General features: G+C 65.6%; 20 protein-coding genes. 8 read left to right on the forward strand and 12 right to left on the reverse strand.

The window, feature by feature from the left end:
- Positions 1 to 6: 6 nt before the first annotated feature.
- Together JCM7686_RS07120 and JCM7686_RS07125 are read right to left on the reverse strand one after the other, a co-directional pair.
- Entirely contained in the window at positions 7 to 864 is an 858-nt protein-coding gene (locus JCM7686_RS07120) for a D-amino-acid transaminase (protein WP_020950175.1), read from the reverse strand.
- Between the two features lie 8 nt (positions 865 to 872).
- A complete protein-coding gene (locus tag JCM7686_RS07125; protein ID WP_020950176.1) occupies positions 873 to 1,643 on the reverse strand; it encodes a LamB/YcsF family protein in 771 nt (256 codons plus the stop codon).
- A gap of 157 nt (positions 1,644 to 1,800) precedes the next feature.
- Between JCM7686_RS07125 and pxpB the strand changes: the two genes are divergently transcribed.
- The 7 genes from pxpB to JCM7686_RS07160 are packed head-to-tail and all read left to right on the forward strand — an operon-like array spanning position 1,801 to position 8,328.
- Entirely contained in the window at positions 1,801 to 2,565 is a 765-nt protein-coding gene (gene pxpB / locus JCM7686_RS07130; RefSeq protein ID WP_020950177.1) for a 5-oxoprolinase subunit PxpB, read from the forward strand.
- Positions 2,562 to 3,620, forward strand: coding sequence for a 5-oxoprolinase subunit C family protein (locus JCM7686_RS07135; RefSeq protein WP_020950178.1), 1,059 nt, complete (start codon positions 2,562 to 2,564; stop codon positions 3,618 to 3,620). The genes pxpB and JCM7686_RS07135 overlap by 4 nt, the downstream gene beginning before the upstream one ends.
- On the forward strand, positions 3,617 to 4,276 hold the full coding sequence (locus tag JCM7686_RS07140; RefSeq protein WP_020950179.1) for a GntR family transcriptional regulator: 660 nt from the start codon (positions 3,617 to 3,619) through the stop codon (positions 4,274 to 4,276). The genes JCM7686_RS07135 and JCM7686_RS07140 overlap by 4 nt, the downstream gene beginning before the upstream one ends.
- Entirely contained in the window at positions 4,273 to 5,214 is a 942-nt protein-coding gene (locus tag JCM7686_RS07145) for an NAD(P)-dependent oxidoreductase (protein WP_020950180.1), read from the forward strand. The genes JCM7686_RS07140 and JCM7686_RS07145 overlap by 4 nt, the downstream gene beginning before the upstream one ends.
- Complete coding sequence (locus tag JCM7686_RS07150; protein ID WP_020950181.1) at positions 5,211 to 6,470, forward strand: hydantoinase/carbamoylase family amidase; 1,260 nt, start codon at positions 5,211 to 5,213, stop codon at positions 6,468 to 6,470. The genes JCM7686_RS07145 and JCM7686_RS07150 overlap by 4 nt, the downstream gene beginning before the upstream one ends.
- Positions 6,467 to 7,099: a GntR family transcriptional regulator gene (locus tag JCM7686_RS07155; RefSeq protein ID WP_020950182.1), complete on the forward strand. Its 633-nt coding sequence runs from the start codon at positions 6,467 to 6,469 to the stop codon at positions 7,097 to 7,099. Before JCM7686_RS07150 ends, JCM7686_RS07155 begins: the two co-directional genes overlap by 4 nt.
- Before the next feature lie 20 nt (positions 7,100 to 7,119).
- Positions 7,120 to 8,328, forward strand: a complete 1,209-nt coding sequence (locus JCM7686_RS07160; protein WP_020950183.1) for a M24 family metallopeptidase — start codon at positions 7,120 to 7,122, stop codon at positions 8,326 to 8,328.
- Between the two features lie 66 nt (positions 8,329 to 8,394).
- Here JCM7686_RS07160 and JCM7686_RS07165 read toward each other — a convergent pair whose 3' ends face one another.
- The gene (locus JCM7686_RS07165) at positions 8,395 to 8,814 is read right to left on the reverse strand and encodes a RidA family protein (RefSeq protein ID WP_020950184.1); all 420 of its coding nucleotides are present in this window, start codon (positions 8,812 to 8,814) and stop codon (positions 8,395 to 8,397) included.
- On the reverse strand, positions 8,811 to 10,016 hold the full coding sequence (locus JCM7686_RS07170; protein WP_020950185.1) for a pyridoxal phosphate-dependent aminotransferase: 1,206 nt from the start codon (positions 10,014 to 10,016) through the stop codon (positions 8,811 to 8,813). The genes JCM7686_RS07165 and JCM7686_RS07170 overlap by 4 nt, the downstream gene beginning before the upstream one ends.
- Before the next feature lie 100 nt (positions 10,017 to 10,116).
- Here JCM7686_RS07170 and JCM7686_RS07175 point away from each other — a divergent pair, with 100 nt between their 5' ends.
- Complete coding sequence (locus tag JCM7686_RS07175) at positions 10,117 to 11,016, forward strand: LysR family transcriptional regulator (protein ID WP_020950186.1); 900 nt, start codon at positions 10,117 to 10,119, stop codon at positions 11,014 to 11,016.
- A 15-nt stretch (positions 11,017 to 11,031) separates the two neighbouring features.
- Here JCM7686_RS07175 and JCM7686_RS07180 read toward each other — a convergent pair whose 3' ends face one another.
- From JCM7686_RS07180 to JCM7686_RS07215, 8 genes are all read right to left on the reverse strand, one after another.
- Entirely contained in the window at positions 11,032 to 11,538 is a 507-nt protein-coding gene (locus JCM7686_RS07180; protein WP_020950187.1) for a GNAT family N-acetyltransferase, read from the reverse strand.
- 160 nt (positions 11,539 to 11,698) lie between these two features.
- A complete protein-coding gene (locus JCM7686_RS07185) occupies positions 11,699 to 13,504 on the reverse strand; it encodes an ABC transporter ATP-binding protein (protein WP_148292659.1) in 1,806 nt (601 codons plus the stop codon).
- Positions 13,505 to 13,506: 2 nt separating this feature from the next.
- Positions 13,507 to 14,466: an acetamidase/formamidase family protein gene (locus JCM7686_RS07190; RefSeq protein ID WP_041527201.1), complete on the reverse strand. Its 960-nt coding sequence runs from the start codon at positions 14,464 to 14,466 to the stop codon at positions 13,507 to 13,509.
- A 10-nt stretch (positions 14,467 to 14,476) separates the two neighbouring features.
- On the reverse strand, positions 14,477 to 16,090 hold the full coding sequence (locus JCM7686_RS07195; RefSeq protein WP_020950190.1) for an ABC transporter substrate-binding protein: 1,614 nt from the start codon (positions 16,088 to 16,090) through the stop codon (positions 14,477 to 14,479).
- Positions 16,091 to 16,118: 28 nt separating this feature from the next.
- On the reverse strand, positions 16,119 to 17,039 hold the full coding sequence (locus JCM7686_RS07200) for an ABC transporter permease (protein ID WP_020950191.1): 921 nt from the start codon (positions 17,037 to 17,039) through the stop codon (positions 16,119 to 16,121).
- Positions 17,039 to 17,941, reverse strand: a complete 903-nt coding sequence (locus JCM7686_RS07205; protein ID WP_020950192.1) for an ABC transporter permease — start codon at positions 17,939 to 17,941, stop codon at positions 17,039 to 17,041. Before JCM7686_RS07205 ends, JCM7686_RS07200 begins: the two co-directional genes overlap by 1 nt.
- Positions 17,913 to 18,524, reverse strand: a complete 612-nt coding sequence (locus JCM7686_RS07210; protein ID WP_020950193.1) for an ANTAR domain-containing response regulator — start codon at positions 18,522 to 18,524, stop codon at positions 17,913 to 17,915. Before JCM7686_RS07210 ends, JCM7686_RS07205 begins: the two co-directional genes overlap by 29 nt.
- On the reverse strand, positions 18,521 to 19,585 hold the full coding sequence (locus JCM7686_RS07215; RefSeq protein WP_020950194.1) for a transporter substrate-binding protein: 1,065 nt from the start codon (positions 19,583 to 19,585) through the stop codon (positions 18,521 to 18,523). The genes JCM7686_RS07210 and JCM7686_RS07215 overlap by 4 nt, the downstream gene beginning before the upstream one ends.
- Between the last annotated feature and the right edge of the window lie 218 nt (positions 19,586 to 19,803).

A 19,803-nucleotide genomic window follows, 5' to 3' on the forward strand; every position in this document is an offset into this window, starting at 1 on the left:
CGGCGCTCACACTGCCGCCGCGCGGCGGGTGTCGATATAGAGCTTGCGCAGATCCCGCGTCAGATCGCCGGGGCGGCCGTCGCCGATCTGGACCCCGTCGATCCGCGTGACCGGCACGACGAAATTCGTGGCCGAGGTGATGAAGGCTTCCCGCGCGGATTTGGCCTCGTCCGGGGTAAAGGCGCGCTCTTCGATGCGGATGCCGCGCGCGGCGGCGAGCTCCAGCACCGAGGCGCGGGTGATGCCGGGTAGCAACGCATGGGAGAGATCGCGCGTCACCAATGCCCCCTCGGCGCTGACGATATGGGCACTCGCCGCGCAAGCCTCGGTGACATGGCCGTCCTCGACCAGCCAGGCGTCATCGGCGCCGCGTGATTTCGCCTCCATCTTGGCCATCGAGGGATAGAGCAGTTGGATTGTCTTGATGTCGCGCCGGCCCCAGCGCAGATCCGGCAGCAGCGCCACCGAGATCCCGACCTCGGCTGCGTGATTTTCCAGCACATTTTTGGCTTGCGTGAACAGAACCAGCGTCGGCGGCGTCTCCTCGGGCGGATAGGCGAAGTCGCGGTCGGCGACGCCTCGGGTCAGTTGCAGATAGATCATGCCCTGATCAAGCTGGTTGCGCGCGGTGATTTCGCGGTGAACGGCGAGCAGCCCGGCCTCATCCAGCGGAATGCGCAGGCCAAGCTCGCGCGCCGAACGCTGCAGGCGCGCAGCATGGTTGGCATATTCGACGAGCTTGCCGTCGAGCACGCAGGTCACTTCATAGATCGCATCGGCCATCAGAAAGCCGCGGTCGAGCACCGAGACCTTGGCCTCGGACTCGGGCAGCCAGTCGCCATTTACATAGAATATCCGGGCCATTCTGTTCCTCAGGGTTTGGCGAAAGGCGCGATCTCGACGCCGTTTTCGATCAGGGATTGGCGCAGTTTGCGCAGGATCTCGACCGCGCCGGGGGTGTCGCCATGAACGCAAAGCGTGGCGGGATCGACTGGAAGGCGCTTGCCGCCGGTGGTCGGAATATGGCCGTTCACCACCATTTCCAGCACTTGGTCGAGGCTTTGGTTCGGGTCGTGGATCACCGCGCCGGGCTGGCTGCGCGGGGTCAACTCGCCGCCGTCGGTATAGCTGCGGTCGGCATAGATCTCGCAGGCGGTGCGCAGGCCGATCCGCTCGGCGGCGAGCATGGTCTCGGAATAGGGCAGCGAGACATAGATGAGCCCGGGATCGACCGCCTTGACCGCGCCGACACACAGCGCGGCAAGATCCGGATCGACCGCCGCCATATTGCCCAAAGCGCCATGGGTCTTCACATGGGTCATGGCGTGACCCTCGACCGCGCACATGCCTCGCATGGCCACGATTTGATAAATCAGCTGGGCCTCCAGATCGTCCGGGTTTTCGCCCGAGATCCGGCGACGGCCAAAACCGTAAAGATCGGCAAACGAGGGATGCGCGCCGACAGAGACGCCCTTGTCGCGCGCCATGCGGATGGTCCGGCGCATCACGCTGGGATCGCCCGCATGAAAGCCACAGGCGATATTGGCGCTGCTGACCAGATCCAGCATCGCCGCATCGTCGCCCATGACCCAGGCGCCGAAACTTTCTCCCATATCGCAATTGAGGTCGAGGGTTCTGGCCATGCGCCTGCGATTCCCTTGGTAAATTTGCAGCGGCTCCGCCTTTGGATTGACAAGCGAGCCGCCTTCCAGATACTAGAATACCGGTGGTATACTGAAATATCAATTCAAATTTACCGCTTCAAATCTGCTGCCGGAAAAAGGGTAGGGCCGTTCGGTGATGAAAGAGATCTTGGGCTCTCGTGAAGATCAGCCATGCGCAGGCGCTGCGCCGCGGTTTCTGCCTGCCGCAGACGGGGCTTTGGTCGTTGAGCTTGGGGCCGAAATTGACGCCGCGGTGAATGCCCAGATCATCGCACTGGCCACGGCGGTCGAGCGCGCGGCCGTGCCCGGCATTACCGAGATCGTGCCGACCTATCGCTCGCTGTTGTTGCGCTATGAGCCTCGCCTGATTCGCGGCGTGGCGCTGGAGACGCTCTTGCGCGGGATGCTTGACGATCTGCCGGAGGGCGAGGGGGTAGGGCGGCGCTGGTCTATTCCCGTGGTCTATGGCGGCGCGGTCGGCCAGGATCTCGACGAGATGGCGCGCATGAAACAGATGACCGTCCAGCAAGTGATCCAGCTCCATGCGGCGGCGGATTACCGGGTCTTCATGGTCGGCTTTGCGCCGGGCTTTGCCTATCTCGGCGGGCTCGACAAAGCGCTGCACACGCCGCGTCTGGCCAAGCCGCGCCAATATGTGCCCGCAGGCGGCATCGGCATTGGCGGGCAGCAGGCGAGCGTGAATTCGGTGGCGGGCCCCTCGGGCTGGCGCTTCATTGGCTGGACGCCGGTGCGCGTCTTCGATCCGACACGCGCCGAGCCCTTTTTGCTGCGCGCCGGAGACAGGCTGCGTTTCGCGCCGATCGACGCAGCGACGGGCGAAAGCCTTGCTGCGCGGGACCGGGCGGGCGAGCAGATCATTCGACCCGAGGTGCAGCCATGACGCTGACCGTGGTTGCAGCGGGGCCGATGCTCACGGTTCAGGACCGGGGGCGGCGGGGATATCGCGGTTTTGGCGTGTCGAATGCCGGGCCGATGGACCCGCCCGCCTTGGCCTTGGCCAATGCGCTTTGCGGCAATGGGGCCGAGGCGGCGGCGCTGGAATTCGCGGGGTTCGGCGGCAGCTTCACCTCTGACGCGCCGCTGCGCTTCGCCGTCATGGCGGGCGATGGGGCCGCCGATTGCGCGATCACGATCGACGGCGTCCCCCGCGCCTTTGGCGAAAGCCACCGTCTGCGCCCGGGCGAGACCCTGCGTCTTGGCGCCTTGCGCGGCGCGATGTGGGGCTATCTCGCGGTCTCGGGCGGGATTGGCCTCAAGCCGGTCATGGGCTCGCAGGCGACGCATTTGCGCAGCGGGCTTGGCGGGCTCTCAGGACGGGCGCTGATCGCGGGGGACGAGCTGCCTCTGGCGCAAGACGACAGCCCCGGCCGCTGCCTGCGCCTTGACCGGGCCCAGACCCCGGCGGCTGGACCGATCCGGGTGGTGCTTGGCCCGCAAGACGACAGCTTCGCCCCCGAAGTCCTCGCGCGGCTTCTCGAGCAGGACTGGCAGGTCAGCCCGCAATGTGATCGCATGGCCATGGTGCTGATCGGTCCGGATCTGCCGGCCGCGCACGGGCATGATATTGTCTCGGATGCGACCGTGCCCGGCTCGATCCAGGTGCCGCCCTCGGGCCAGCCCATGGTCCTGATGGCGGAAAGCCAGACCACCGGCGGCTATCCGAAGATTGCCACCGTGATCCAGAGCGATTTGCCGCGTCTGGCGCAGATGGCCATCGGCACGCGCTTTCGCATTCTCGCCGTCAGCCGGGACGAGGCCGAAGAGATCTGGATTGCCCATTCGGATGCGCAGGCCAGCCTCCTGGCCGATCTCCGGGTGAAACCCGAGGGCGTGATGAGTTCGAGCTATCTGCTATCTTGCGATCTCGTCGGCGGGATCTATGCCCCCGAAGAAATCGTCCGTCCCGTCGAGCCGCAGCCAAGGATCCTGCCATGACCACTGCTCCGAACCTCAGCCAAGAGGCCCATCGCCGGATCATCGGCATGATCCTTGAGGGCGCGCTCAAGCCCGGCGACGCGTTGCAAGAGGCCCCGCTCGGCGAGATGCTGGGCATGTCGCGCACCCCGGTGCGTGAGGCGATCAAGCGCATCGAAAGCGAGGGATTGGCTGAAACCTCGGGCCGCTTCATCCGGGTGAGCCGGATCGGCGCCAGCGAGATCGAAGAGATCTTCTTTCTGCGCCTCGCGCTTGAACCGGGCTGCGCGCAAGCTGCGGCCAAGGCGCCGCCCCCCGGCCTCGACGCGGTCGAGCGCCGGATCCGCGATCTGATGGCCCAAGACACCGGTGCCGATCTTGCCGATGCCCAACGCGAGGCCGACAACAGCCTGCATGATCTGCTGGCCTTGGCGGGCGGAAACCGCACCATCCAGGGTGCCTTGGCCGCGCTGCGCCACCGCACCTGTGTCTTCGATCATACGCAGGTGCCCGACCGCTTTCTCAAGGGCTGCGACGAGCATCTCGAGATTATCGCCGCGGTGCGCAGCGGGGACGGTGCGCTGGCGGCTGATGCGATGACCCGCCACCTCACCCATGCGCGCGACGCCATTCTCGCGCGGCTCGCAGAGATCCAGAACCAACCGGAACAGCCATGAAGACCTGCCTCATCGTTCAGCCGATCCATTCCGCCGGGCTCGACCTGCTGCGCCGCAACGGCATCGAGCCGCGGCTCGCGCCCACGCCCGATATGGCGACGGTCGCGGCCTTGCTGCCGGGCTGCGATGCGGTGATCACCCGCGACGCCGGGCTCAAGGCCGAGGCTTTTGCCGCCGCGGACCGGTTGCAGATCGTGGTCATTCACGGCACCGGACATGATAGCGTCGACAAGGCGGCTGCGGCGGCCAAGCGCGTGCTGGTCGCAAACACGCCCGGGGTCAATGCCCGCTCTGTCGCCGAGCTGGCGCTGGGGCTGGCGCTTGCGGTTGCGCGCGGCATTCCCGCCGCCGACCGCAGCACCCGGGCCGGGGCGCCGGGTTTTCGCGAGTCCGCTCGTTTCACCGAGCTCTCGGGCAAGACCGCGCTGATTGTCGGCTGGGGCGCGATCGGGCGCGATCTCGGGCGGATGCTCGATCAGGCCTTCGGGATGCGCATTCTGGTCCATTCACCGCGCGCGCCCGAAACCGGCGGCTATGCGCGGGTCTCGCTTGCGGAGGGGCTGGCCGAGGCGGATCTTATTTCGCTGCACACGCCAATGCGCGACGAGACCCGCAATCTGATCGGCGCCGAGGCCTTGGCGCAGGTCAAGCCCGGCGCAATCTTGGTCAATGTCGCGCGGGCCGGTCTGGTCGATGAGGCGGCGCTTGACCGTGCCTTGGCCGAGGGCCGCCTCGCAGGCGCGGGGCTTGATGTCTATAGCGAGGCCGCGCCGCAGGGACCGCTGGTGCGGCACGCGAATGTCATCTTCACCCCCCATCTCGGCGCGACGACCGAAGATGCCTTGCGCCGGGTCGCCGAGGCGGCGGCGGGCCATGTCATCACTGCGCTCGCCGGAGGCATGCCCGAGACCGCGCTGAACCCCGAGGTGCGGCCATGACCGCGCCCTCGGATGTCATCCGCGAGGTTCTCGCGCGGGTCATTGCGCAGGTGAACACACTGTCGGCGGGCGGGCCGGGCTGGACGCGTCCCTCGTATAGCGATCTCGAAAGCGCCGCCCATACGATGATCGAGGCCGAGGCGCTGGCTTTAGGCATGGCGGTCCATCGCGATGCGGCCGGAAACCTCTTTGCGCGCATGGCGGGGCGCGATCCTGCGGCGCCACCGCTTTACATGGGCTCGCATCTCGACACCGTCGCCGAGGGCGGTGCCTATGACGGGCAGGCCGGTGTCGCGGGCGCGCTTGCGGTGGCGGCGACCTTGCGCGCGCAGGGGATGACCCCTCATGCCGATCTGGTGCTGGTCGTGACGCGGGCCGAGGAAAGCGTGTGGTTTCCGGTGTCTTATGCGGGCTCGCGCGCGGGGCTTGGCCTGCTCTCGGCCGAGGAATTGCAGGCCTGTCGCGTCGATACCGGGCAAAGCCTCGCCCAGCATATGCGCGCTCAAGGCTTCGATCCTGAGGAGGTCATCGGTCTTCAGCCGCCCGCGCCCGCACGGTTTCTCGAGTTCCACATCGAGCAAGGACCGATCCTGGATGAGGCGGGCGAGCCTTATGGCATCGTCACCGCAATTCGCGGCGGTCTGCGCTACCGCGCCGCGCAGGTGCTGGGAAGCTGGGCCCATTCCGGCGCCGCCCCACGGGAAGGCCGCGCCGATGCGGTCGTGGCCTTTGCCCAGCTGGTTGTCGCCATGGACCGCGTCTGGAGCGCGATGCTTGACGAGGGCCATGATCTGACCGTGACCTTCGGGCGCGTCGATGCGGCGGGTCCGGCCCATGCCATGGCCAAAGTCGCCGGGCGTCTCGATTTCTGCCTTGATCTGCGCTCGTCTGACGCCGGGGTGCTCGATCTGGCCAATGCGCGCCTGCTGGCCGAGATCGCGGTGATCGAGACCGCGACGCCGGGGATCCGCTTTGCCCTCGGCATCCAAAGCCGCAGCCAGCCTGCGCGTCTTTCCGAGGCGATGGTGGACTTTGTCCGCACCGGCGCGACATTGCAGGGCGACGCGCCCCGGCTGATGTTGTCGGGGGGCGGGCATGATGCGGCGGCCTTTGCTGCGGCGGGATGGGAGAGCGTGATGGTCTTTGTGCGCAATTGGAACGGCAGCCATTGCCCGGAGGAGGCGATGGATATCGAGGATCTGGCCCGCGCGGTCGAGGCGGTCCACGCGGCCCTCTTGCAAGAGACGCGCGCATGACCACCGAAACCCTCGCGCAATCGGCCTATCGCCGCATCAAGCAAGACATCCTCGAGGGGCGGATTACGCCGGAAACCGCGCTGTCCGAACGCGAGCTCGCCGAGGCTTTGGGAATTTCGCGCACGCCCTTGCGCTCGGCACTCTCGCGGCTCGAACGTGAGGCGGTCATCAGCCGGCTGGGCAATGGCGTGTTGTTGGTTCGCGCGGTCTCGGTCGAGCAGCTGATGGAGATCGTGCAGCTGCGCCAGAACCTCGAAGCTGCGGCGGCGGCGCGCGCGGCGGGTTACGGGATGACGCCCGAGCTCGAAGCGGTGCGGCAGGTCATGGCCGATTATGTCGAGGGCCGCGATGCGGCTTTCGATGAGTTCTGGGCCGAGGATGACCGCTTCCATATGGCGGTCGCCCATGCGGCGCGGCTCTCGATCCTGCCCGCGATCCTTGCCGAGCAGCGCGCGATTGCGCGGCGCTGCACGATCACCCGCACCCATGATTGTTTCGCCGATCAGGCGCGCGAACATCTTGCGGTGATCGAGGCCATCGCCGCCCGCGCGCCCGAGGCTGCCTCTGCCGCCATGGCCGCCCATTTCGAAAACGTTCGCGCTCGCTTCCTTGGCTGGCTGGCGCGCTGACCCAAAGCTCAGAGGTAATCATGAATCTGCCCTCCCGCGCGCCCGATCCGGCCACCTCTGAGCTGGAATTTCCGCCGGATTTTATCGGAAGTCAGGCGGTGTTTCCGGCTGCGGAATTCGCGGGCCGTCTGAGCCGCATTCAACAGGCTTTGCGCGCAAATGGGGCCGAGGCTTTGCTTCTCACCGGCCCCGAGAATATCTTCTGGGCGACCGGGCGGCAGACGGCGGGTTATTTCGCCTTTCAGGCGCTGATCGTGCCGCAATCGGGCGAGCCAGTGCTTTTGGTGCGCCAGCTCGAACTGACCGGGGCGCGCGCCTCGTGCTGGCTCAAGCGGATCGAGACCTGGCAGGACGGGCAGGATCCGGTCGCAGTTCTGATCGCTCTGATCGCGGATCTGGGGCTGCGCGAGCTTGCGCTGGAGCGCGAGGGCTGGTTCGTCAGCCCCGCGCTTTATGGCCGGATTGAGGCGGGCCTTTCCGGCCTGCGGCTCAGCGACGGGTCGGGACTGGTCGAGGGGCTGCGCGCGGTCAAATCGCCCGCCGAGCTCGGCGCAATCCGGCGCGCGGCGCACTATGCCGAGGCGGGGATGGTCGCGGCTCTGGCCGCCTGTCGGGCGGGGGTGAGCGAAAACGACATTGCCGCTGCCATGCTTTTCGCCGCTGTCGAGGCGGGCTCTGAAGCCATGGCGATGGAGCCGTTGATTTCCTCGGGGCCGCGCTCTGGCATTCCCCATGCGACTTGGCGCAGGCGGGTGCTTGAGCCCGGCGACGGGGTGTTTCTGGAGCTCGCGGCCAGCCACGACCGCTATCACGCGGCGCTGATGCGCGCGGTCTGGATCGGGCCGCCGCCCGCGCTGGCGCAGCGGATGATGGATACCGCGCTGCGCGCGCTCGATGCCGCGCTGTCGAGTATGCGCCCGGGCGTTAGCTGCGCGACCGCCCATGAGGCGGCGCAGGCGGTCATTGACGATGCGGGCTATACCGCTGCGTTCCGCAAGCGGATCGGCTATTCCATCGGTGCGGCCTTTGCCCCCGATTGGGGCGAGGGCGCGATCCTGTCGCTCTTCTCGGGCGTCGACCGATTGCTGGAACCGGGCATGGTCTTTCACCTGCCCGCGACCCTGCGCAGCTATGGCGCCTTCACCGTCGGCGCCTCGGAAACAGTGATCGTCACCGAAACCGGCATTGAGCCGCTGTCGGATCTGCCGCGCGGGCTGACGATCTGCTGAGCGCGCGGAGGAAGAGGGCTCTCGCGACCTGAGGACGCGAGAGCCGGGCCGATCTGCTGCGCCTGTCTAGCCCGCAGCAGCGATGATCTGGATTTCGACCGGCGCACCGCCGGGCAAGGTCGCCACGCCCACCGCCGCGCGGCTGCCGATCCCCGCCGCGCCAAGCTCGGCGAAAAGGTAATCGGAGGCGAGATCGGCAAGCTTCGAATGCAGGGTGAAGCCTGCTTCCGCCGCGACGAAAACCGTCATGCTGACCACGGCGGTGATGCGCTCGGCGCCGTGCAATTGGCCGCGCGCCGCCGTCAGCGCATTGGCGCAGGCAAGCTCAACCGCCTCGCGCCAGTCCTCGGGGCTGTCCGCCGCGCGGACCGGGCCCTGAACCTTCAGGACCCCCGCTGCACGGGGCGTCATGCCCGAGGTAAAGATCAACCCGCCATGCCGGGTGGCGGGAAGGTAGCGGCCTTGCGGAACCGGAGCGCCGCTCATGCGCCATACCGCCGGGCGAGCTCGATCATGCGCTCGACTGCGTGAAGAGCGGCTCTGTGATCTTGCGAGAAATTGAGCCGGACCGAATGCGCGGTATGCGGGCTGAATTCAGTCCCGGGCGTCACGCTGACCCCGGCCTGTTGGCGCAGAATGCGGACGAACTCGCCCGGCGCGACCTCCAGCTTGGGCAGGCGCGGGAAGAGATAGCTGCCCGCCTGCGGCACCCGCGCGGGCATGCCCGCCGCGTCAAACCGGGCCAGAAGATCGTCGCGGATCGCCTGATGCAGCCGGATGCGTTCGGCCATCCAGCCCTCGGGCTCGGAGAACCAGGTCGAGAAGACCGCTTGACTATAGCCCGCCGCGCGCAACGAGACGATGGCCTGCAATTTCTCCATCCGCTCGATCAGCTTTGGCGCGCCGAAGGCCACGCCCAGCCGGTAACCGCTGAGCGATTCCGTTTTCGACGGGCCCATGATCGTGATCACATTTTCCGCCCCGATCCCCGCCGCGCGCAGATGGGTGTAATCGCTGCCCGAATAGCGCAGCCGCGAATAAAGCTGATCCACGATGACGGTGACGCCGTAGCTTTGGGCCAAAGCCGCGATCTGGCCGATCTCGGCGGCGGAATAAACCGCGCCGGTCGGATTGTTCGGGTTCGAAAACACCAGCACCCGCGCGCCTTGGCGGAAGGCATCTTCAAGCTGGTTCAGATCGAGCCCGGCCTCGGCCTGCGCGCCCAGATAGTCGAGCTGAACTGGAAGGATCTCGCCCTCGAAAAACTCGACGAGCTTGCGGTTCGCGAAGTAATCCGGCTGGACGATCGCGACCTTGTCGCCGCGCGAAACGGTCGCCGCCACCGCCAGAAACAGCGCGCCTTGCGTGCCGGGCGTCAGGATCATGCCATCGGTCGCATCGACCGGCGCGCCGGTGAATTGCGCGAGCTTCTCTGCCAGATCCGCCCGGATCGCCGCTGCGCCGCGATATTCGGTATAGGCCTGCGCGCCCCCTTTGCGCACGCCTTCGGCAAAGCTTTCGAACGCGCCCGGGGTCGGCGTGAAGGCATCGACATCGCCATGGGAGAAATCGACCGGCGTGCCCGGCAAAACATCGCCGCGCAGCTGCAGCCCATCGGTTTTCTGGCGCAACTCCTGCCCCGGCGCATTGTCGGTTCCAAGGCGGCTGAATTTTTCCAGCAATGACATCGCATGTCCTTTCGCGTCACAGTTTGGCTGGATTTTAGAGGCGTTCTGAAGCATATAAAATCTGTGTTCTTGTAATTTCAAACCATAGAAATTCTATCTTATGGATCTGCGTTTTCTCGAAAGCTTCGTCGAGGTGGTCGAATGCGGCTCGTTGGCGGCTGCCGCGCGGCGGCTCAATCTGACACCGGCTGCGATTGCGCAGAGGCTGCGCGGGCTCGAGCGGGAGCTGGGCCAGGCGCTGATCACCCGGGTCGGGCGCACGGTCAGGCCGACCGCCTCGGGGCTGGCGGTTCTGCCCTTCGCGCGCCGCCTGTTGGCCGATGCCCATGATCTGCGCGCCATTGCCGCTCATGACACGCCCGCAGGCGAGCTGCGGCTGGGCTCGACTGCGACGGCGCTGACCGGATTGCTGCCGCGCGTCATTCCGCATTTGCGCGCGCGTTGGCCGCAGGTCGAGTTCTTCGTGCGGCCTGGCTCGTCGATTGATCATTTTCACGCGGTGCTGACGGGTGAGCTCGATGCCGCCCTGATCGTCCGCCCGCCAGTGCCGGTTCCGAAAGCGCTGAGCTGGCTGACCCTGCGCGACGAGCCTTTGGTGCTGATCCTACCCGAAGAGATGGTGGGCAATTCGGCCTCCGAGATCCTGCGCGAGGCCCCGTTCATCCGCTATGACCGCAACCAATGGGGCGGGCAGATCGTCGAGCGGTATCTGCGCACCAACCGGCTGAAGACGCATGATTTTCTCGAGCTCGATGCGTTGGATGCAATCGCGGCTTTGGTCAGCCGAGGCGCGGGTGTCTCGATCGTGCCCGATTGGGCGCCGCCTTGGCCAGAAAACCTGCATTTGCGGAAGCTGCCCTTGCCGGATGCGGGGCTGCGCAGTGTCGGGATCTTGTGGAACCGCTCGGGCGCCCGCAGCGCTGCCGTGCGCGCCCTGGTCGACATCTGCCGCGAGACTTTTCTGACCGGGCCCGCAGCGGTGGATCACGGGAGGGTCTGACGGTCCGAGCGCCTGCTAAAGCCCGCGCCGGAACACGTCATTGGGATAGGCCGCGTCCCCGATCTGGAACTCGGTTGTTCCAACCTGTTCAAATCCCTGCCTGAGATAAAAAGCGATGGCCGGGGCGTTTTCGGCGTTGGTTGCCAGCCAAAGCGACGGCGCGCCGAAGGCGCGGGCATGGTTCATCCCTGCTTCGAGCAGCCCGCGCCCGATCCCTTTGCCGTGATGACGCGGTCGGACGTAAAGCGTTGATATCTCAAATGGGAAGCAATCGGGGACAGGTGCGGGCTTGCGCTGGCTCAGGCGGATGAATCCATCGAGGCCATCCTCATTTTCCGACACGATGAACTGTTCGTCAGGATTGTCGAGGAGAGCGGCGAACTTCTCTGATGTAAACTCAGACAACGCATACTGGGCGAAAAAAGCCGAGATCCCGCGCCTGATATAGGTGCCAAGCCAAACCTCGATCGAAAGCGCGGCGAGGATCGGGGCATCCGCGCGGCTGGCGGCTCGAAGTGTCATGTGAAATCTCCCCGAGGGATGCGGTAGCAGGATCGTGGGCTGCCGTGACCGGCGGCCACGGGGGTAAGCTGAAACAGCTCCTTTGGGCGCAGGCAAGCAAAGAGGAGCAATCTTTGCGCGGTCAGGTCCTCAAACCGCTGACCTGACCGCGCAAAGCCGCTTAGGCGGAGGCGTCAAGCGCGACGAGATGGCCGCCGCCGATATCGGTGAGTTGCAGCCGCGCCGGCTCCGATCCGGCGGGCCAAACCGGGCTTGGGATCTCGCCGGTCAGACGCGGGCTCGGCGCGCGGACCCGCGTCGGATCGGGCACCGGGACCGCCGCCAGAAGCCTGCGGGTATAGGGATGCTGGGGGTTTGTGAAAAGCTGGTCGCGACTGCCCATCTCGACGATCTGGCCTAGATACATCACCGCGACCCGGTCCGAGATGTTTTCCACCACCGCCATGTCATGGCTGATGAAGAGATAGGTGATCCCGGTCTCGCGCTGAAGATCGCGCAGCAGGTCAAGCACCCGCGCCTGAATCGAAACATCGAGCGCCGCCACGCTTTCATCGCAGACGATCAGTTTGGGTTTCAGCGCCAGGGCGCGGGCAATGCAGATGCGCTGGCGTTGGCCGCCCGAGAACTGATGGGGGTAGCGCTGATAGGCCGAGGCGGGCAGATCGACGCGCTCCAGCAGCTCGCGCACCCGGGCGCGTTGCTCGTCCGCCGTGCCGATGCCGTGGATGACCAGCGGCTCGCAGATGAGCTCGCCCACCGTCATGCGCGCATCAAGCGCGGCCATCGGGTCTTGGAACACGATCTGGAGATCGCGGCGCAGCGCCTTGCGACCCTTGGCGTCCAGCGCGGCCATGGACTTGCCATCAATCCGGATCTCGCCGCTATGGGGAACAAGGCCGACCAGCGCCTTGGCCATGGTCGATTTGCCGCAGCCGGATTCGCCGACCAGTGACAGGGTCTCGCCCCGGAAAATGTCGAGCGAGACCTTTTCGACGGCGTGAACCCGGGCGCTGACCCGGCCAAGCAGGCCCTGCCGGATCGGAAAGCCGACGGAAACCTCGTCATAGCGCACCAAAAGCTCACGCCCGGCGGGCTCGGGGCGCGCGGCGCCCTGACCGATGCGGGGCACGGCGGCGAGCAGTTCGCGGGTATAGTCCTCGCGCGGGGCGGCGAAAAGCGCGGCGACGGGCGCGGTCTCGACCACGCTGCCCTTGCGCATGACGATGACGCGATCGGCCATTTCCGCGACCACACCCATGTCATGGGTGATGAGGATGATCGCGGTGCCGAGCTCGCGCTGAAGATCGCGCAGAAGGTCCAGAACCTCGCGCTGCACCGTCACGTCAAGCGCCGTCGTCGGCTCATCGGCGATCAGCACATCGGGGCGCAGCGCAATCGCCATAGCGATCATCACGCGCTGGCGCATGCCCCCCGAGAGCTCATGGGGATATTGTTCGAGCCGCTTTTCGGGCTGCGACAGACGGACCGCACGCAAAGCCTCGAGCGCGCGCAGCCGTGCCGCGCGGATCGGCATCGGCTCATGGGTGCGGATCGCCTCGGTGAGCTGACGACCGACCGTCATCACCGGATTGAGCGCGGTCATCGGCTCTTGAAAGATCATCGCGATGCGCGCGCCGCGCAGCGGTTTCATCTGGCCCTCGGACAGACGGGTCAACTCGGTGCCGCCAAGATTGACCGAGCCGCCGGTGACGCGCACCGCAGGCTCGGGCAACAGCCGCATACAGGCGAGCGAGGTGATGGATTTGCCCGAGCCGCTTTCCCCGGCAATCGCGAGCGTCTCGCCGCGATGCAGATCGAAGCTTAGGCCGTGGACCAGCGGCACCAGACCGGCATCCGATCTGGCCGAGACCTGCAGGTCGCGCACCGACAGCACAACCTCGGCTGAGGCGGGATCAGCCGGACGGGCATCGCCAAGAACGGCGGGGGAAGACAGCGGCTCGGACATGCTCATTCGAAGACGGCCCTCGGGAAGTAGAAGCTGACGACGACATTCGGCATGTCGACGATTTCCGAAATGCGCAGATCGCCGCAGGTCGAGACCAGCATATAGGCATCGACCGGGTTCAGCTTCTGGGTCGCGCAGAGAAGATCGACCATATGGGCGACCGCATCGGCCGCAGCAGTCCACAGATCGGGGCCGATGCCGGTCGTGACCTCATAGCCCTTGGCGTCAAGATGGCGCGTGACCGGGCCGGGCGTCGTGAAGCGCGGCGTCTTGAGGGGCTGGTCCTTGATCAGATCAAGCGTCAGCACAACATCGAACGGGCTTTCGATCGCGGTGCCGCAGACCTCGCCATCGCCCTGCGCGGCATGGGTGTCGCCCACCGAGAACAGCGCGCCCGCGACTTCGACCGGCAGATAAAGCGTCGTGCCTGCCGCCAGATCGCGGATATCGAGGTTGCCGCCGACGCGGCGCGGCGGAACGACCGAGTGATGGCCTGCCTCGGCCGGCGCATTGCCGATCGTGCCCGCGAAGGGCTTCAAGGGCACGCGGCCATGTTGCCCGAAGAGCGCGGGTTCCATGCTGGTCGCGTCGAACTTCCACACCGTCAGCGCCGGCTCCTTGAACTGATCGGCGAGCAGGCCAAAGCCCGGAATATTCGCGGTCCAGCCAAAACCCGCGCCCTCGCGAAGCTGGGGCGTGAAGCTCTCGATCGTGACCTTCAAGACATCGCCCGGCGCGGCCCCGTCGACATAGATCGGACCCGAGACCGGGTTGATCTTGGCGAAATCGAGCGCTGCGACATCCTCGACCGTCGAGCGGGGGCCAAGCTGGCCCCCGGAACTGTCGAGGCATTGAAACAGGATCGTCTCACCCGGCGCAGCCGTCAGCGCGGGGGCAAAGGAATTGTCCCAGCCGAAGTGATGCTGATGGGCGTGGATCGTATGGTTGCAATGCTTGCACATGATGCGCAGATCACTCCTTGATGAAGACGTAGTCGTAATTGACCGGGATCGAGACCGGATCGACATAGAGCGCGTCAGCCCCGCCCATCCGTGCCGATTTGAGCGTGAAGCGCTGCTCGTTGAAGACCGGCGCCCAAGGCGCGTCCTTCATGACGTCCATGTAGATCTCGGACCATTTCGCAAGCCGCTCATCGGCCTTGGCCGGATCGACGATGGAATCGGCCTCGGTCGCTTTGGCGTCGAGATCCTTGTTGCAATATTTCGACCAGTTCCAGCCGCCCTCGACGGCGCCCGCGCAGCCAAGGATCGGGCCGTAGAAGTTGGCGGGATCGGGGAAGTCGGCGATCCAAGCCATGCCGCCCGACCAGATCATCGGTGCCGTGCCTGCGCCACCGGCCTCGATGACATTGGCCTGCGCCAGCGATTTGATCGCGGCCTTGATGCCGATTGCCTTGAGATCCTGCTGGATCGCTTGAGCGATGCGCGGGTTCGGATCGGTGTTCATCACGAAGAGCTCGGTATCGAAGCCATCGGCATAGCCCGCCTCGGTGAGAAGTTTCTTCGCGCCTTCCTGATCGAAGGGATAGCCCGCGTAATCCTTGGTATAGCCCGGCATCGAGGGCGGCAGCGGCTGGTTCGCGGGAATGGCGCGACCGTTGATGACCTGCACGATACGGTCCTTGTTGATCGCCATGTTCACCGCGCGGCGCACCTCGACCTTGTCGAAGGGCGGCTGGGTCACGTTCATGGTGACATAGCCGGTGTGCAGCTGACCGCCCTCGACCACCAGTTTCGCCTGTTCGGGATCGCCCATGACTTCAACGAATTTTGCGGGCGGGATGCCGTCGCCCGGAATGTCGATCTCGCCTTTTTGCGCGCGCAAAAGCGCCACCACCGGCTCTTGGCCGACCTCGACCGTGAAGCTGTCGAGATAGGGCACGCCCTTGATCCAGTAATCGGGGTTCTTTTCAAAGACGAGCCGCTGACCGAGCGTCCATTCCGCCAGTTTGAACGCGCCGGTGCCGACCGGCTTCTTGCCGAAATCCGCGCCTGCGGCCTCGACCGCCTCTTTGGGCACGACGTAAGAGAAGTTCAGCGCCATGATGTGCAGGAAGGTCGCATCCGGGCGCGACAGCGTGAAAACGACCGTGCCCGCATCCGGCGCGCTCAGACCCGAGAGCGGGCCTTTGCCTGCTGCGGCCTCGTCGAAACCGGCGATCATCCCGAAGAAACCCTGACCGGGCGATTGGGTCGCGGGATCGACCGCGCGGTTGATCGAATAGACCACGTCCTCGGCGGTCATCTCGCGGCCATTGTGGAACTTCACGCCCGGGCGCAGCTTGAACGTATAGGTCAGGCCATCGGGCGAGATCTCATAGCTCTCGGCAAGGCCGGGGCGCAAGGTGGTGGTGCCGGGCTCGTAATCCATCAGCCCGTCGAAAACCGATTTGATCATCGACCAGTTTTGCCAATCGTAGCCGATGGCCGGGTCGAGCGTCGCGACATCATCCTTGTAGGTCACGATCATATTGCCGCCGGCATGGGCCTCTTGCGCTTGGGCGGGGGCAAGGGCGGGCAAGGCGAGGATCGCGGCGAGCGCCGTCGAAAGAACCAGCTTTTTCATTCTTCTTCCTTCCTGTTGAGACGTCTTTTCATTGCAGTTTGATGCGGGGGTCGATCAGGGGCGCGACGAGATCGGCTAAGAGATTGCCGATGACGATGGCCACCGCCGAGACGAGGGTCACGCCCATGATGATCGGAATGTCGACGCGCTGGATCGCCTGCCAGGCAAGCTGGCCGATGCCGGGCCAGCCGAAGACGCTTTCGACCACGACGATGCCGGACATGAACATGCCGATGTCGATCCCGATCATGGCGATGATCGGCAAGATCGCATTGGGCAGCGCATGGCCCAGAATGATGCGTCCGCGGCCCAGCCCCTTGGCGCGCGCGGTGCGAATGAAATCGGCGCGCAAGACATCGAGCATCGACGAGCGCATGATCCGCGAATACCAGCCCGAGCCGAGGATCCCTAGCGTCAGCGCGGGCAGGACCAGATGGGCGAAGGTGCCGTAGCCGCCGATCGGGAACCAGCCGAGCTTGACCGAAAAGACGTAGAGCAGCAGCAAGGCCACGACGAATTGCGGGGCCGAGACGGTCACGAAGCTGCCAAGCATCAGCATATTGTCAAGCGCGCGGCCCCGGTAAAGCGCGGCGATCACGCCAAGCGTCAAGCCGATCGCCACCTCGCAAAAGATCGCGGCGACCATCAGCAGCAAGGTCGCGGGCAGGCGCGAGACCAGCAGCGCCGAAACCTCGGTCTTTTGCAGATAGGAGCGGCCGAGGTCTCCGTGCAGCAGGTTCCACAGGTAATGGCCGTATTGGACGAAAAACGGCTGATCGAGGCCAAGCTGGCGGCGAATGCTCTCGACCGTCTCGGGCGTGGCCGAGCGGCCCGCGATCTGGCGCACCGGATCGGCGGGCAGGACGTAGAGGAGCACGAAGGTGATGAACGAGACCCCAAGCAGGATCAGAGCCGATTGGATCAGGCGGCGCAGGATATAGGAAAGCATCAGTCACGCCCCTGCTGGGTCGGGTCAAGGATGTCGCGAAGCGCGTCTCCGACCAGGTTGAAAGCAAGCGCAAGCAGCAGGATCGCCGCGCCGGGAATGAAGACGAGCCAGGGCGCCGATTGGAAATAGGTCTGGTTCTCGAAGATGATATTGCCCCAGCTCGGCGTCGGGGGCTGGACGCCCACGCCGAGGAAGGAAAGCGTCGCTTCCAAGAGCACCGTCGTCGAGATCCCAAGCGTCGCCCAGACGATCAGCGTCGGCACCAGATGGGGCAGGATATGGCGAAAGAGCGTGCGCAGATGGCCCGCACCGAGCGTCTTGCCCGCGGCGATGAAATCACGCTCGGCCAGGGATGAGGTCTGGGTGAAGACGACCCGTGCGGTCTGAACCCAGTTCACGAAAGCGATGACCATCGCCACGATCCAGAGCGAGGGCGTGAAGATCGCAGCCAGACAGATCGCGAGCAAAAGCGCGGGAAAGGCCATCATCAGATCGGTGAAGCGCATCAGCACCGCGCCGACCGGGCCGCGGAAATAGCCCGCCGTGACCCCGATCAGCGTGCCGATCAACAGCGCCGCGCCATTGGCGACAATCCCGATCACCAGCGAGGTCCGCGCGCCATAAAGCAGCCGCGAGAACAGGTCTCGGCCCAGAAGATCGGTGCCGAGCCAATAGGTTGCCCCCGGCGGCATCGGCGCGCCCTCGATGGTCAGCCCGTCAAAGAACTGCTCATTCGGGTCGAAAGGCGCGATCAGGGGCGCGAAGATCGCGCCACCGATACAGATCACCATGATGACAAGACCCGCCAAGGCGAGCTTGCGCCGAAAGAGCCGCCGGAGGGCGGAGGGGCCGGTCTCGGGCTGGGCCTGCGGCTCAGGCGAGGTCGATGCGTTTGCCGTCATTCACGGATCTTTCACTGGCATGGCTGGAGACGAGGCGCTCAGCGGCGGTCTCGATGGTGACGCGCCAAGCCATCGCGGTCTGGCGCAAAAGTTCATAGGCTTCGGCTTCGCTTTTGCCGCGCAGAACGAAGATCATCACCGCCTGCACCACGGTCTGGCGCGCCGAGAGGCGGTTCTCGAGATCGGCGATCTGGGCAGCCGAGGCATGGGCGCGGTCGAAGTTGCTGCGCGCGACCAGCAGGGCGGCATAGACGCCCTTGTCGCTGACCGGCTTGAGCAAAAGCGCATGGGCGCCCATGGTCAGCACCCATTTGAGCCGACCCGGCGCCTCCGAGGCGACCATGGCGATCATCGGCATCGGTGATTGTCCCGCCGCCCAAGGGAATTGGGCATCATGGCCCGCATCGGCATCGTAGAAGATGAAATCCGCCGCAATCGCCTCGGCGGGCAAATCGGGCCAAGCCTCGCGCACATCAAGGCCGATGACGCGCAACTGGCGGATCAGGCCCTGAATGGCGGGATGGGGGCGATGCAGGATCCAGGCGGTCGCATTGCCAAGGTTCTCGGTCCTGATGCGGGTCATGACACCACCTTCAGCGCAAGGGCCGGGCGCTGTCCGTCCCGCCGCGTCAGATAGGGATCGGCCTCGCGCGCGGGCAGGCGCTGAAGCTCGCGGAAGCGGCCATCTTGAAGGCGGGCGATCACCACCGGCTGGCGCGCGTGGAAATGGTCGGGATGAAGCCGGGGCTCTAGCCCGCCCTGGCGGGCAAGGCGCAAAAGCTCGGCCAGCGGCAGGGTCTCGGCGCCGGGGCGGCCGTGCAAGAGCCGCGCGAGCTCATGGACCGATTGCCGCGCCATTTCCGCGAAAGAGCCGCCGCGCGCCGTGCCGGGTTCGAACCACGGCCCGGCGGCAATCAGCCCCTCGGCGGCGGGGCCTGCCGCAAGCAGCTCGCTTTCGGTGAAATTGCACGACAGGACCGGGGTCGTGGCCTCGGGTCCTGCGCCCGCCCGCAACCGCGCCAGAAAGGCATAGGAGCTTTCCCCGATCAGCGAATTCAGGATGAAATCAGGCCGCAGCGCCCGGACTTCATGCAGGATATGGTCGAGCTCGGTCTCGCCGACCGGCAGATAGCGATCGCCCAGAATCCGGCCCGAGGCGGCAGAGATTTCCGCCCGCGCGATCTGGGCCATTTCCCAGCCCCAGATGTAATTCGAGCCGACGAGATAGGCCGAACGCCCCAGAGCGGGGAGCGCCCAGTCGAGCAAGGGCAGCAGATGCTGGTTCGGGCAGGAATGCATATAGGCGACATGTTCCGAGGCCTCGAACCCCTCATAGGGGACCGGATACCACAGGACGCCGCCAAAGCGTTCAAGCTCGGGGATGACCTCTTTGCGGCTGGCCGAGGTGACGCAGCCAAAGATGTGCTGCACGTCCGAGCGGCTCAGAATGTCGCGGCAGAGCGGGGCATAGCGGTCGAGCCGACCCTCGGGATCGCGCTCGGTGACGCGGAAAGCCAGATCGAGACCGGGATCGGCATTGACCTCGGCCACGCCCTGCAAAGCGCCAAGCCGGCTCGTCTGCGACAAGGCCGCATAAGCGCCGCTGCGAGATTGCAGAATTCCGATGTCGACAAGCCGCTTCATCCGGTCCCTGAACGTAAAAAAGCCCCGTCTCGATCGCGGAGTACACGGATCGATGCGGGGCCCTGATGCCAATATTTGAAGTCAACCTAGCCGGTTTCGTTTGGGAAGGGAAGAACCTTAGGTTGAAGCCGTCACAATGCGCCATCCATGTCCGGAAATCGGGCAGGAACGCAATTTATGTGCGCGGCTTTTGGGCAGGCGTCACATCCGCGTGAGCG

Source organism: Paracoccus aminophilus JCM 7686, assembly GCF_000444995.1.
GTDB lineage: Bacteria > Pseudomonadota > Alphaproteobacteria > Rhodobacterales > Rhodobacteraceae > Paracoccus > Paracoccus aminophilus.

Bases quoted from the DNA above. Each gene is read 5' to 3' on its own strand.
- JCM7686_RS07120 (WP_020950175.1), bottom strand. From the start codon at position 864: ATGGCCCGGATATTCTATGTAAATGGCGACTGGCTGCCCGAGTCCGAG.
- JCM7686_RS07125 (WP_020950176.1), bottom strand. From the start codon at position 1,643: ATGGCCAGAACCCTCGACCTCAATTGCGATATGGGAGAAAGTTTCGGC.
- pxpB (WP_020950177.1), top strand. From the start codon at position 1,801: ATGAAAGAGATCTTGGGCTCTCGTGAAGATCAGCCATGCGCAGGCGCT.
- JCM7686_RS07135 (WP_020950178.1), top strand. From the start codon at position 2,562: ATGACGCTGACCGTGGTTGCAGCGGGGCCGATGCTCACGGTTCAGGAC.
- JCM7686_RS07140 (WP_020950179.1), top strand. From the start codon at position 3,617: ATGACCACTGCTCCGAACCTCAGCCAAGAGGCCCATCGCCGGATCATC.
- JCM7686_RS07145 (WP_020950180.1), top strand. From the start codon at position 4,273: ATGAAGACCTGCCTCATCGTTCAGCCGATCCATTCCGCCGGGCTCGAC.
- JCM7686_RS07150 (WP_020950181.1), top strand. From the start codon at position 5,211: ATGACCGCGCCCTCGGATGTCATCCGCGAGGTTCTCGCGCGGGTCATT.
- JCM7686_RS07155 (WP_020950182.1), top strand. From the start codon at position 6,467: ATGACCACCGAAACCCTCGCGCAATCGGCCTATCGCCGCATCAAGCAA.
- JCM7686_RS07160 (WP_020950183.1), top strand. From the start codon at position 7,120: ATGAATCTGCCCTCCCGCGCGCCCGATCCGGCCACCTCTGAGCTGGAA.
- JCM7686_RS07165 (WP_020950184.1), bottom strand. From the start codon at position 8,814: ATGAGCGGCGCTCCGGTTCCGCAAGGCCGCTACCTTCCCGCCACCCGG.
- JCM7686_RS07170 (WP_020950185.1), bottom strand. From the start codon at position 10,016: ATGTCATTGCTGGAAAAATTCAGCCGCCTTGGAACCGACAATGCGCCG.
- JCM7686_RS07175 (WP_020950186.1), top strand. From the start codon at position 10,117: ATGGATCTGCGTTTTCTCGAAAGCTTCGTCGAGGTGGTCGAATGCGGC.
- JCM7686_RS07180 (WP_020950187.1), bottom strand. From the start codon at position 11,538: ATGACACTTCGAGCCGCCAGCCGCGCGGATGCCCCGATCCTCGCCGCG.
- JCM7686_RS07185 (WP_148292659.1), bottom strand. From the start codon at position 13,504: ATGTCCGAGCCGCTGTCTTCCCCCGCCGTTCTTGGCGATGCCCGTCCG.
- JCM7686_RS07190 (WP_041527201.1), bottom strand. From the start codon at position 14,466: ATGTGCAAGCATTGCAACCATACGATCCACGCCCATCAGCATCACTTC.
- JCM7686_RS07195 (WP_020950190.1), bottom strand. From the start codon at position 16,090: ATGAAAAAGCTGGTTCTTTCGACGGCGCTCGCCGCGATCCTCGCCTTG.
- JCM7686_RS07200 (WP_020950191.1), bottom strand. From the start codon at position 17,039: ATGCTTTCCTATATCCTGCGCCGCCTGATCCAATCGGCTCTGATCCTG.
- JCM7686_RS07205 (WP_020950192.1), bottom strand. From the start codon at position 17,941: ATGACGGCAAACGCATCGACCTCGCCTGAGCCGCAGGCCCAGCCCGAG.
- JCM7686_RS07210 (WP_020950193.1), bottom strand. From the start codon at position 18,524: ATGACCCGCATCAGGACCGAGAACCTTGGCAATGCGACCGCCTGGATC.
- JCM7686_RS07215 (WP_020950194.1), bottom strand. From the start codon at position 19,585: ATGAAGCGGCTTGTCGACATCGGAATTCTGCAATCTCGCAGCGGCGCT.